The organism is Thiohalocapsa sp. ML1, from assembly GCF_001469165.1.
Classification (GTDB): Bacteria; Pseudomonadota; Gammaproteobacteria; order Chromatiales; family Chromatiaceae; genus Thiohalocapsa.
Genome location: NZ_JABX01000046.1, coordinates 1 through 11,916 on the forward strand (window position 1 = coordinate 1; position 11,916 = coordinate 11,916).

Annotated in this window: 8 protein-coding genes; 6 read left to right on the top strand and 2 right to left on the bottom strand. The window is 67.5% G+C overall.

All coding sequences use genetic code 11. The features are described from left to right. Nucleotides 1-616 precede the first annotated feature (616 nt). Entirely contained in the window at nucleotides 617-1,537 is a 921-nt protein-coding gene (locus ML01_RS21890) for a carbon-nitrogen hydrolase (protein ID WP_082674536.1), read from the bottom strand. 100 nt (nucleotides 1,538-1,637) lie between these two features. Between ML01_RS21890 and ML01_RS21895 the strand changes: the two genes are divergently transcribed. From ML01_RS21895 to ML01_RS21920, 6 genes are all read left to right on the top strand, one after another. Further along, entirely contained in the window at nucleotides 1,638-2,210 is a 573-nt protein-coding gene (locus tag ML01_RS21895) for a GspH/FimT family pseudopilin (protein WP_082674537.1), read from the top strand. A gap of 93 nt (nucleotides 2,211-2,303) precedes the next feature. Next, entirely contained in the window at nucleotides 2,304-2,753 is a 450-nt protein-coding gene (gene pilV, locus ML01_RS21900) for a type IV pilus modification protein PilV (protein WP_058557525.1), read from the top strand. Between the two features lies 1 nt (nucleotide 2,754). Next, the gene (locus ML01_RS21905) at nucleotides 2,755-3,921 is read left to right on the top strand and encodes a PilW family protein (RefSeq protein WP_058557526.1); all 1,167 of its coding nucleotides are present in this window, start codon (nucleotides 2,755-2,757) and stop codon (nucleotides 3,919-3,921) included. Continuing rightward, on the top strand, nucleotides 3,921-4,463 hold the full coding sequence (locus tag ML01_RS21910; RefSeq protein WP_058557527.1) for a PilX N-terminal domain-containing pilus assembly protein: 543 nt from the start codon (nucleotides 3,921-3,923) through the stop codon (nucleotides 4,461-4,463). Before ML01_RS21905 ends, ML01_RS21910 begins: the two co-directional genes overlap by 1 nt. 69 nt (nucleotides 4,464-4,532) lie before the next feature. Further along, nucleotides 4,533-9,536 (top strand): pilus assembly protein, encoded by a 5,004-nt coding sequence (locus ML01_RS21915; protein WP_058557528.1) that lies wholly within the window; start codon nucleotides 4,533-4,535, stop codon nucleotides 9,534-9,536. Next, complete coding sequence (locus tag ML01_RS21920) at nucleotides 9,533-9,985, top strand: type IV pilin protein (RefSeq protein ID WP_058557529.1); 453 nt, start codon at nucleotides 9,533-9,535, stop codon at nucleotides 9,983-9,985. The genes ML01_RS21915 and ML01_RS21920 overlap by 4 nt, the downstream gene beginning before the upstream one ends. 533 nt (nucleotides 9,986-10,518) lie before the next feature. On the opposite strand, the gene ML01_RS21925 is transcribed toward ML01_RS21920, so the two are convergent. Further along, nucleotides 10,519-11,838, bottom strand: a complete 1,320-nt coding sequence (locus tag ML01_RS21925; RefSeq protein ID WP_082674540.1) for a cytochrome c family protein — start codon at nucleotides 11,836-11,838, stop codon at nucleotides 10,519-10,521. Nucleotides 11,839-11,916 lie beyond the last annotated feature (78 nt).

The following is an 11,916-nucleotide window of genomic DNA, read 5'->3' on the forward strand; positions in this document are numbered from 1 at the left end:
CGCGGCTCACTGGGACCGCCGGCTTTCCAGCCGGCTCGGCGCTGGCGCTGACCGGGATCGCCGGCTTTCCAGCCGGCTCGGCGCCGACGCGGCTCGATGCCGCGTCGGCGGCGTCTGGGCCGATCAGAGAGCACATGCGCAGTCGTCCGCCCGGCGGCGCGGCATGGACAACCGCCCGGGGCCCGCGCCGCAGATCGCGCGCCGGGGGCATCGAGCCCCCGGCACGCGAAGCCGGCTGAAAGCCGGCGGTCCCAGTCCGAGCCGGCTCGGCGCTGGCGCTGGCCGGGACCGCCGGCTTTCCAGCCGGCTCGGCGCCGACGCTGACCGGGATCGCCGGCTTTCCAGCCGGCTCGCCGCCGACGCGGCTCGATGCCGCGTCGGCGGCGTCTGAGCCGATCAGAGGGCACATGCGCAGTCGTCCGCCCGGCGGCGCGGCATGGACAACCGCCCGGGGCCCGCGCCGCACATCGCGCGCCGGGGGCATCGAGCCCCCGGCACGCGAAGCCGGCTGAAAGCCGGCGGTCCCAGTCCGCGGCGTCGGCGCCGATCAGAGAGCACATGCGCAGTCGTCCGCCCGGCGGCGCGGCATGGACAACCGCCCAGCGCCCGCGCCGGCTCAATCCCGCCAGCGCCGCAGCAGATCGCCGTAGGCGTCGATGCGCCGGTCGCGGAAGAAGGGCCAGATGCGGCGCACGGTCTCGGCACGGGCGAGGTCGATGTCCACGATGAGCGTCTCGGGCGCTGTCTCTGATGCGCTGGCCAGGATCTCGCCCTGCGGCCCGCAGACGAAGCTGCTGCCCCAAAAGGCGATGCCGTCCGCGGGGCCGGTGGCGTCCGGCGCCGGCTCGAAGCCGACGCGGTTGCAGGCGAGTACGGGCAGGCCGTTGGCGACCGCGTGGCCGCGCTGCACGGTGCGCCAGGCGTCGAGCTGGCGGCGGCGCTCGTCGTCCGGATCATTCGGGTCCCAGCCGATGGCGGTGGGATAGAGCAGCAGCTCCGCGCCCGCCAGCGCCATGAGCCTGGCGGCCTCCGGAAACCACTGGTCCCAGCACACGAGCACGCCGAGGCGGCCGACGGCGGTGTCCACGGGTGTGAAGCCGAGGTCGCCCGGCGTGAAGTAGAACTTCTCGTAGTAGCCCGGATCATCCGGGATGTGCATCTTGCGATAGACGCCGGCGAGGCGCCCGTCGCTGTCGAGCACGACGGCGGTGTTGTGATACACGCCGGCGGCGCGCCGCTCGAACAGCGAGCCGACGATGACGAGCCCCGTCTCGCGCGCGAGCCTGCTCAGCCAAGCCGTGCCGGGCCCCGGCACGGGCTCGGCAAGATCGAAGGCGCCGGTCTGCTCGCGCTGACAGAAGTAGGGCCCGCCGTGCAGCTCCGGCAGCAGCGCGAGGCGGCAGCCGGCGGCGGCGGCGGCCTGGAGCCGTGCCTCGAGATCGGCGCGGATCGGCTCGCTACCGCCGCCGAAATCGGTTTGGATACACGCGGCGAGCAGGGTTTGGTGCCCCTCAATCGCCGATTTGTGACCGATCATCTCCGCTCCCCATGGTTCTGTGATTGCAATCACTGCCCCCCCGGCGGCCCGGGACTAGAGTCGAGACAGTGATTTCAATACACGGCGATCCAACACCACAATGCCCGCTTACCGCACCCGTCCGCTGCCCGGCCGAGCCGAGGGACGCCCGCCGCACCACCGGTGCGGCGGCGTCACCCTCGTCGAGCTAATGATCACGCTGAGCGTGCTCGTCATCATGACGACCATCGGCGTGCCGAGCATGACGTCGGTGATCCACAACAACCGCGTCGCCATCACCGCGAATGATCTCACGCTTGCGCTCACGCTGGCGCGCTCGGAGGCCATCCGCCGCGGGGCGACCATGCGGGTCTGTGCCAGCAGCGACGGCGTCGACTGCGACATCGTGAACCCCAACGACTGCCACGCGGACTGGAGCGTCGGCTGGCTCGTGCTGCCGGCGGCGACGGGCGATGTCGTGCGTGTGCAGAACGCCGTGGCCGGCGGCATCGGGCCCGCGGAGCAGAGTGGGGCGCCATGGGTGAGCTTCGATGCGCTCGGCGCCGCCGGGTTCCCGGCCTGCGTGTCGGCCACGAGCGTGGCCTTCAACATCGGCGACGCCGCCAACGCGGCGCTCCGGCAGCGCCGCCTGGAGCTGATGCCATCCGGGCGCGTATCGCTGGAGTCGCTGTAGCGAGGGCGGATGATGAACCCTGTCCAGCCGGTGCCCCACGGACCGCAGCGCGCACGACAGGGAGCCGTCCAGCCAGCAGCCGAACTGGGCGTGATGCGCCAGCGCGGCGCGACGCTCGTGGAGGTGCTGGTGGCCCTGGTGCTGCTGACCTTGGGCATCACGGCGATGACCGACCTGCAACTGACGGCACTGAAGCTCAACCACAGCGCCTATCTGCGCTCGCAGTCGGTGGCGCTGAGCTATCGGGTACTGGACGCGATGCGGGCCAACCGCGGCCAGGCGCTGGCCGGGGCCTACGATCGCTCGCTGGCGGACCCGATCCCGAGCGCAGCGCACGCCGCTAGCTCCGTTGCGGCGGCGGACCTGCGGGCTTGGCTCATCAGCACGGAGAACGCTATGCGCCCCTACGACGGGCAGGCGGGCATCCAACGCAGCGGCACACGCGTGACCGTGACGCTGCGCTGGCGCGACCGGCTGCGCGAGGAGCGCGAGGGCGCCCGCAGCAACCTCTATGAGACCTTCACCGTGGTCACGGAGCTATGACATGACCCGGCACCCCGAAACCCAGCCGCCCGCCCGCCGCCAGCGCGGCGTGACGCTGGTGGAGCTGCTCATTGCCATGGTCTTGGGGCTGTTGCTGATCTCGGCGACGCTCGCGATGGTGCAGGCGACCTCGCGCACCAGCGGCACCTTCGACGCCCTGTCGCGGGTGCAGGAGTCCGGTCGGCTCGCGCTGTTGATGCTGGAGCGCGACCTGCGCATGGCGGGCTACCGCGGCTGCGCCTTCGGCGCGATCAACAGCTTGCTCGATCGCAGCGGCAGCGGCTACAGCGATGCCGTCTACGACTTCAACCTGCCGTTCTTCGGCTGGAACGAGGCGGACGTGGCGAGCATCCCGCCCGGCACGCTGCCCGCCAGCTTTGCCACCCGCTACGCACGGGGCGATGTGCTGGTGGTGAAGAACGCGGCGACGCCGTTCGGGGCCCGGCTGGCCGCGAACGTGGAGGCCAACGAGACCTTCGCGCAGCTCACCACTGCCATGCACGTGCCGGTGGGCAGTCTGGTGCTGCTCAGCGACTGCACCGGCGGCGGCGACCTGTTCCAGGTGACCACGGACGACCTGCCGCCGACGGACCGCCTGGAGCGCAATGCCACCTTTGCCGGCGGCGGCCCGGGCAACCTCGACCCGGCGCTGCACTTTTTGAGCCGGCTCTATCCAGCCGCCGCCAGCGAGCTGATGCTGGCGCAGAGCAACGTGTATTACATCGGCTTCCGCGAGGACGCGGCCGGGAACGCCACCAACACCAGCAGCCTGCGGCGCATTCGCATGGGCGAGCGCGTGGCCGGGGCGCCGCCGGACGAGGAGCTGCTGGAGGGCGTCTACGACCTGCGCGTGCAGTACGGCCTGGACCGCAGCGGCAACGGCGGCGCCGATGAGTATCGCCGCGCGGCGGCGCTCGGCGCCGACGATTGGACCCAAATCGTGTCGGTTCGGCTCAGCGTCCTCGCCTACAGCGGCGAGGGCACCGCGGAGGCGCGCAATGACGAGGTCTACGCGGTGCCCTTCGACGAGACCATCTGGGACTTCACCGGCGCCGAGGTCGAGGCGGACCCGGACGGGGAGGCCGGCGAGCTGCGCTTCGTGCCGCCGGACCGGCGCGTGTATCGGTTCTTTTCCACCACCGTTGCCGCGCGCAATCGGGTGGGGTGATGAGCGCGCGCACCGACATCCTGGGCAAGGGACGTTGCTGCGTCCGCCGGCAGCGCGGTGCCGTGCTGGTCATCGGGCTGGTGCTGCTCATGGTCATCACGCTGCTCAGCGTCGGCGGGCTGCGCGGCACCGGCATGCAGGAGCGCATGGCCAGCAACCTGCGCGATCGCAACCTTGCGTTTCAGAGCGCGGAGTCGGCGCTCCGGGCGGCGGAGGCGATCCTCGTCGCCGGCACCAGCGCCGGTTCTTTGGCGGTGGCCGACCCCGGCGACCTCGGCTTTTGGGAGGACTGCTGGGCAGCCGACCCCACCGCCGGCACCGCGACGGGCTGCCCGCCGGCCGTCGAGCATGCGGTAGACACCGCCGCCTGGGGCATTGATGCGGTTCCCGAATACCGCATGGAGCGGCTGCGCGCCGGCAACTACGGCAGCCTCGCCGCCGACGAAGCCATGGCGAGCGCGCCGCTGTACCGCATCACCGTGCGCGCCGTGGGCGGCACGCAGGACTCGGTGGTGGTGCTGCAATCAACCTTTCGGCCATGAGCACGCAGCCGCAAGTCACGCGGCGCGGGCTCGGTGGTGCAGACTAGTGCAGACAGCAGGCAGGCGAGCATGAACGGACCGGCGTTCTCCAAGACCCTCAATGCAAGCGGGGCGTGCGCCCTGGTGTTCCTGCTGGCAGGTGGCGCCGATGCTGCCGTCAACATCGCTAGCGAGCCGCTCTATCTCGGCGGCTCGGCGGCGCCGCTCAACATGCTGGTGCTGGGCCGCGACCATCGGCTCTACTACGAGGCCTACAACGACGCCTCGGACCTCAACGGCGACGGCGTGCTGGATACCACGTACAAGCCGGACGAGATCGACTATTTTGGCTATTTCGACTCGCGCAAGTGCTACACGTACCGAGACGGCTTGGGCCGCTTCGAGCCCGTCGCCCGGACCTCGAACAAGAAATGCTCGGGCCAGTGGAGCGGCGATTTTCTGAATTACCTCACCACCTCGCGCATCGATGCGCTGCGCAAGGTGCTCTACGGCGGCACCCGTGTGGTGGACACCAACGACCTGGTCGTGCTGGAGCGCAGCTACATCCCGCAGGATGCCCATAGCTGGGGCAAGGAGTATCACGGCTTCGTCGAGGACGGCTACGACATCCGCGACTATGCGCCGCTGAATCTGCCCGTGGAGGGCACCCGGCACCTGTTCGCCAACACCACGCTGCTCAAGACCGGCAACATGGAGCCCAGGCTCCGGGTGCTGAGCCACTCCAGCTATCGGATCTGGGAGTGGGTTGCCATCGAGCGTCCGGTGGCCGGCAGCGAGTGCAAGGACAGCGGCGACAGGCGCAACTGCGAGGACGCCGGCAGCAGCACCTGCGAGATCGTCCCGGGCATGCAGCTCACGCAGGAGACCTACCGCATCACCCAAACTGGCTCCAAGTCCGGTGGCAACTATCCGCGCAACAAGACCGATTTCGACGTGCTGGAGGCGTGGAACGCCATTTCGTCGAACTTCTGCGGCTCCAAGCAGGTGACCGAGGTGGACGGGGGCGGCAATCCCTTCGCCGGCATCAACAACTGCAAGAACGATAAATACATTAACCTCTTCACGGGCACGCTGACGGTTGCCAACGCCGGTTACTACACCTTCGCAGTGGATGGCGACGATGCCGTCGAATTCAGCATCGGCGGCAACGTCGTGGCCGCTTGGTACGGCGGCCACGGCCCGTGCAGCAGCGACACTTGCCGCTGCAATTCCTACACCGGAGAGGTCTTTCTACTCCCGGGCACGCATCAGGTGCGGTTCCGCCATCAAGAGTGGGAAGGTGGAGATGTGTACTACCTGCGCTGGTGGAAGAACCGCCCGGCGTCGACGATGACGGACTACTTCGTCCGCGCCAAGGTCTGCGACCCGGCCGTCGGTCTGGAGTCCAACTGCCGCGTCTACCCCGCCGGCGGCTACAAGCCCACGGGGCTACTGCAGAAGCATGGCGAGGACGACCAGATGCTGTTCGGGCTCCTCTCCGGCTCCTACACGCACCCCTACAACATGCAGGGCGGCGTGGTGCGCAAGAACATGGGCAGCATCACGGACGAGGTCGACCTGCACAGCGGCGCCTGGACCGACGCCGTCGGCATCATCCGCAGCATCGACCGCATGCGCGTGGTGGACTTCGACCAGGGCCGCAACTTCGAGTACGCGGGCGGCTGGCTCACCACGGCGCCCATGTCCGCCAGCGCCGACAAGAAGTTTCCCGACTGGGGCAACCCCATCGGCGAGATGCTCTACGAGGGCGTGCGCTATTTCGCCGGCAAGCAGTCGCCGACGCCGGAGTTCATGCCCAGCCGAAGCAACGAAATGGAGTCCATCACACTGCGCGATTACATCGGCAGCAGCACGATGCAGCTGCCGCTGCCCGACTGGAAAGACCCGCTCGATGAGGCCGACTCGACCACGGCCTGGTGCTCCGCGGGTGCGCTCTTGGTCATCAGCGACCTCTACCCCTCGTACGACACGGACTCGGTCCCGGGCTCCGCATTCAGCGACTTCGCCGGCGATGTGACGGGTCTCAACTGCGCCGCCGAGGCAGACGCCATCTGGGTGGCCGAGCACGGCAGCGTGTCGCGCCAGCACTTCATCGGCCAAGTGGGCAGCGACTACGACGGTGCGCCAACCGAGAAGACGGTCTCGGGGCTCGGCGACGTGCGCGGCCTGGCCCCGGAGGAGCCCACGAAGGAGGGCGGCTATTACTCCGCCGCGGTGTCCAAGTTCGCGTTCGAGACCGATCTGCGCCCGGACCTGCGGGGCACGCAGAATCTCAATACCGTGGTGGTGGCGCTGGCTTCGCCGCTGCCGAAGATCGAGATCCCGGTGGGCGGCACCACCGTTACGGTCGTGCCTTTTGCGAAGTCGGTCGGCGGCAAAGATCGGAACATCGTCCTCGACCGCGGCGCCTTCCAGCCCACCAATACCATTGTCGACTTCTTTGTCGACACCTTCGCCAACATCGCCTCGAACGGCTTGGATGCGGACCCGAGCATCAACGACGGGCGTCCGTACGTGAAGTTCCGCATCAACTTCGAGGATGTGGAGCAGGGCGCAGATCACGACATGGACGCCATCATTGTCTACGAGCTGCGCGCCAACGCCGATGACACGCTCACCGTGAGCCTGCTGTCGGAGTACGCCTGGGGCGACATCGTCCATCACCTAGGCTACGTGATCTCCGGCACCACGGCCGATGGCGTGTATCTGGAAGTGATCGATAAAGACACGCCGAGTAAATACTCCATTTACGATGTTGCCTATTTTCTGGACACGCCACCAAATCTGCTACCCGGCGCCTGCTCGTCGAACTCGCCGCCCAGCGAGTGCGACCCGCACTTGCCCCTGCAAACTACGCGCGTCTTCACGCCGAGCGGCGCCGCCACCGGCGCAACGCTGCTGAACAGCCCGCTCTGGTACGCGGCGAAATACGGCACCGCCGACAGCGATCGGCTGGCGGAGGGGGAGGCATCCAACAACTACTTCCTGGTCACCAACGCCACCCACCTGGAGAAGCAGCTCGACAGCGCGTTCTACGAGATTCTGGGGCTTATCTCGTCCGCCTCGGCGGCGGCCACCAACTCGACGCTGTTGCGCGACGACACGCTGGTGTATCAGGCGCGCTTCGACCCGGACGACTGGAGTGGCGAGATCCGCGCCATGGAGGTCAACGGCGACGGCTCCCTTGGCGGCATGAAATGGAATACGAACGCGCCTGGCCAGTTCGCGAGCGCCGATGCGCGGCGCATCTACACCTATAACGGCGAAGCCGGCGTGGAGCTGCTGACGGCGAATTGGGACGAGCTGTCGCTGACCCAATGCGGCGGGCTCCTCGGCATGGACCTGCCCGCCGTGCTGACCGCGCTCGGCGCCAATGCGGCAAATGGCACCTGCGCCGACCTGGATGCCGTGGCGACCCTGAATACGGACCTTGCCCGCAAGCGGCTCGAGTGGCTGCGCGGCGACGATGCCGAGGAGATCACCGGCGTGCTGCGCGACCGCCACCGGCTGCTCGGCGACATCGTGCATTCGAACCCGTTCCTCGTGGACATGAAGGACTATGCGTTCGAGTCCCTGGCGTTAGCCGGCCCCGAGGCCAGCTACGACGCCTTCCGTGCGACGCTCGTGGCGGCGAACGATGGCGCCGGCCGCCGTCCGGTGCTCTATGTCGGCGCCAACGACGGCCTGCTGCACGCGTTCGACGGCAATACCGGCCTTGAGCTGTTTGCCTACATGCCGCACGAGGCCTTCCATCACATCGCCGAGCTCACCGCCCTCGACTACGAGCATCGCTACTACGTGGACGGCTCGCCCTGGGCCGTGGATGCGTTCATCGAGGTGAACGATCAAAGCGTCTGGCGTACGGTGCTGGTGGGCACCACCGGCGCCGGCGGGCGGGCCGTTTTCGCGCTCGACGTGACCGACCCGGAAACCTTCGGGCCGGAGCAGGTGCTGTGGGAGGTCACCGACGACGAGCTCGGCGTGACCATTGGCCAGGCCACCATCGCCAGAATCGCCGCCGACGACCGTTGGGTCGCGCTGGTGGGCAACGGCTACAACAGCGCCTCGGCAAGGGCGCAGCTCTTCGTCATCGACCTCGCCAGCGGCGCGATCCTCAAGCGCCTGGACACCGGGGTCGGCGATGGCGCGCATCCTAATGGCTTGGCGAGCCCGACACCGGTGGACATCGACTTCGACCGTATTACCGACTACGTCTATGCAGGGGATCTGCAAGGCAATCTGTGGAAGTTCGACCTCACCGGCGCGAGCCCAGACGATTGGAGCGTTGCCTATGAGAATAAGCCGCTGTTCACGGCCACGGACAAGTCCCTGACCGGGCAGCCCATCACGCACCGCCCGGCGGTGGCGCGGCACCCGAACGGCGGTGTACTGGTGCTGTTCGGCACCGGTAAGTTCTTCTCGGCGGAGGATAACGTCGTGGACGCGAGCACCCAGGTGCAGAGCTTCTACGGCATCTGGGACCATGGCGCGCCCGTGGGTCCGCGGGCAACGGCGCTACGGGAGCAGTCGATCATGTATCAGGGCGCCTCCGGCAACCCGGACATCCGCAACGACGTGCGCATCACGACCAACGAGCCGGTGGACTGGTCGCAGCAGGACGGCTGGTTCCTGGATTTCAGCTATGTAGGCGCCGTAGACGGGGAACGGGTCATCGACGCGCCCATCATGCGAACGGATCGCATCGTGTTCACGACGCTGATTCCGAACGACGATGAATGCTCCTCCGGCGGCAATAGCTGGCTGATGGAGCTTGATTTCACCACCGGCCAGCGGCTCGCGTACTCCGCCTTCGATCTCAATGACGACGAGTACTTTGGCCTCGACGACTTTATCAACATCAAGGTGACGCCGCCGACGAGCTCCGGCACCACCACCGATATGGCCGTCGCCGTCTCCGGCATCTTTATTCCGGCCATTGCGAAGGCGCCCGCGTTCATCACCGTCGGCTACAAGGACGTCAAGTACTCGAGCTTGTCGAGCGGTCTGCTGCTGGATGTGGACAACCGCGCGGATCTCGGCTCCGGCCGGCAGTCCTGGCGGCAACTGCGATGAGCATCCGCACGCCCCGGCGCCAGGGCGGCGTGACGCTGATCGAGCTGTTGGTGGTCGTCGCGATCGTGGGCATCCTCGCCAGCATCGCCTATCCGTCTTACCAGGTGCAGGTGGCGCGCAGTTGGCGGACCCAGGCGATCGCCTGTCTGGAGGAAATGGCCCAGGGCATGGAGCGGCGCTTCACGGGCGCCATGAGCTATGCCGGCACCGAGCCGCCAGGCAATAGCTGCGCCATCGACGCCAGCCCGAGCTGGGCCGTGCTGGATGCGGATCTTGCCGAGCGCTATGAGTTCGGATTCGTCGCCGATCCCGAGCAGACGACTTACACGCTGGAGGCGGTCCCCCTCGGTCAGCAGGCAGCAGCCGACGCTCGCTGCGGGACTTTGTCGCTGGACCAGGCGGGCCGGCGCGGCGCCAGCGGTGACGCCTCGGCGGAGGACTGCTGGTAGCCGGAGCTCCAGCCGCAACCCCCGTGGGAGCGGCTCCAGCCGCGAAGCCCGTGGGAGCGGCTTTAGCCGCGACGCCCGTGGGAGCGGCTTTAGCCGCGACGACCGCCGCATGGGCTTTCAGGGTGCAAGCACGCGAGCAAGTGAAGATGAAGAAGCTCGCGGAAAGACGCAGAGACGCAAAGGGAAGAAAGCGAACGATCGATTCACCAGCACTATGCCCATTGCACTGCTTGTACTCGCGTCGCTTCGCTCTTCGCTCGTCTTCTCTTTCTCTGCGTCTTTGCGTCTTTGCGTCTCTGCGCGAGATCTATTTTTCTTGTGTCGTCTGCGCGACATAGCACCATTGGATGGACATTATGCGGAGGCCGCACCCTCCAACTCGGGACATCAGTGCATCCCGGTCTGTTGCTGTATTGACCTGGAGGTCAACACTCCAGTCAACCGGCCAAAAAAAAGCGGCACCCGGGCCGGTAGGCCGCGGATGCCGCGAGAAACAGGGTCGCCGCGCAGCGGCGGCGACGTCCATGGGCTCGCTAGTCGGTCATCATCTGCTCGGACTCGGCCATCAGCACCGGCTCCTTCACATCGTCCGGCAGATGGCTGAACTTCTCCACCAGGCCCGGCCACAGCAGGTTGTAGAACAGCTCGCCGCGCACCAGGACCACGCCCTCGGCCGGGATCTCGTACTCCAGCACCCGCTCCTCATGGGGCTTGAGGCGCGTGTCGTTGCCCGCCTGCGTTGCCGTCGGCGGCGGGGCCGGCATGCCCTCGTCGTCTGCCAGCGCATAGGACATGTACGCCTGCGGGTCATCCTTCGACGGGTGGCCCTCGGCGTTCTGCCAGACCGGCTCGCCCGACTCGTCGTAGGCGGTGAGCTTGAGGTAGATATTGCGGAAGGGCGCGCCGGTGGGCAACGAGTGCGGCTGCTGGTTCCGGATCAGGACTTTGGCCTTTAGCACGTCCCCGTCCTTGACCGTGTCGACGTGGAACAGCACGGAGCGCTTGAGCATCGACTGGTCGTGGCCGCCGCCCATGCTGTGGTCCGCGAGACCGCCCGCCACCGGCATGTGGCAGGACAGGCAGTTCACTTTGGACTGGCTGTCGACGTATTCGTTGCCGGTCTGGCACAGCGGCACGCCGTGGGGGTTGTCGCGCTGGTCATGGCAGCCCATGCAGGCATCGGAGCTCTTCATCAGGAGCGGGTTGCCCTCCATCGGCAGGGCCGGGATCTCCTTGCCGTCGATCTCCACCGGCTCGCCCAAGTGCGGGTTCGGCTTCTGTGAGTCCGCGCCGCCGACACCGGCGCCGCCGAACAGGTCATCGCTGGCGGAGGCAAGCTGCGCCAGCGCGTTGTTGATGCCCTGCGGCGCCTGCAGCGTGTCTGCGACCTCGTAGGACATCAGGCCGAGCCGGAGCTTGCCGTCCTCGCCCTTGATGCCCTTGTACGTCTTGAGCGTGTGACAGGCGACGCAGTTGACGCCCTCGCTGTAGGCGGCCATGGCGTCGAGCTTGGTGGTCTTGTCCTTGGCCGCGTTGGGCGCGTGGCACTGCAGACAGATCGGATATTTGCCGGACTTCTTGTGGATCTGCCCTTCCTCCGTGGGCGGGCCGACCTCCATCTCGTAGAAGGTGCCGTGGATCGGGTCCTTCAGCGCCGTGCTGTTGGCGTGCATCGAGCCCTGCCACTGCTTGAAGATCTCTTCGTGGCAACTGGCGCAGACCTCCGAGGACACGTGGTGGATGGACTCTTCCGCCTGCGCTGTGGCGCCGAGCGCGGTCAGACCGACTAGGCCGACCAGGCCGAAGGTCGCGATGGCAGCCGAGGCGAGGCCGTGACGTGGTAAACGGGGCAATTTCACCTACTCCTCCTTTGGTTATTCGGTTGTGCAGGATGCAGCGACGCCATTGTTGATTCACAGCCGGCTGCTTCA

What these genes read in the sequence shown, in the direction of transcription:
- ML01_RS21915 (WP_058557528.1), top strand. Translation starts at nt 4,533, where the DNA reads ATGAACGGACCGGCGTTCTCCAAGACCCTCAATGCAAGCGGGGCGTGC.
- ML01_RS21890 (WP_082674536.1), bottom strand. Translation starts at nt 1,537, where the DNA reads ATGATCGGTCACAAATCGGCGATTGAGGGGCACCAAACCCTGCTCGCC.
- ML01_RS21905 (WP_058557526.1), top strand. Translation starts at nt 2,755, where the DNA reads ATGACCCGGCACCCCGAAACCCAGCCGCCCGCCCGCCGCCAGCGCGGC.
- pilV (WP_058557525.1), top strand. Translation starts at nt 2,304, where the DNA reads ATGCGCCAGCGCGGCGCGACGCTCGTGGAGGTGCTGGTGGCCCTGGTG.
- ML01_RS21920 (WP_058557529.1), top strand. Translation starts at nt 9,533, where the DNA reads ATGAGCATCCGCACGCCCCGGCGCCAGGGCGGCGTGACGCTGATCGAG.
- ML01_RS21910 (WP_058557527.1), top strand. Translation starts at nt 3,921, where the DNA reads ATGAGCGCGCGCACCGACATCCTGGGCAAGGGACGTTGCTGCGTCCGC.
- ML01_RS21895 (WP_082674537.1), top strand. Translation starts at nt 1,638, where the DNA reads ATGCCCGCTTACCGCACCCGTCCGCTGCCCGGCCGAGCCGAGGGACGC.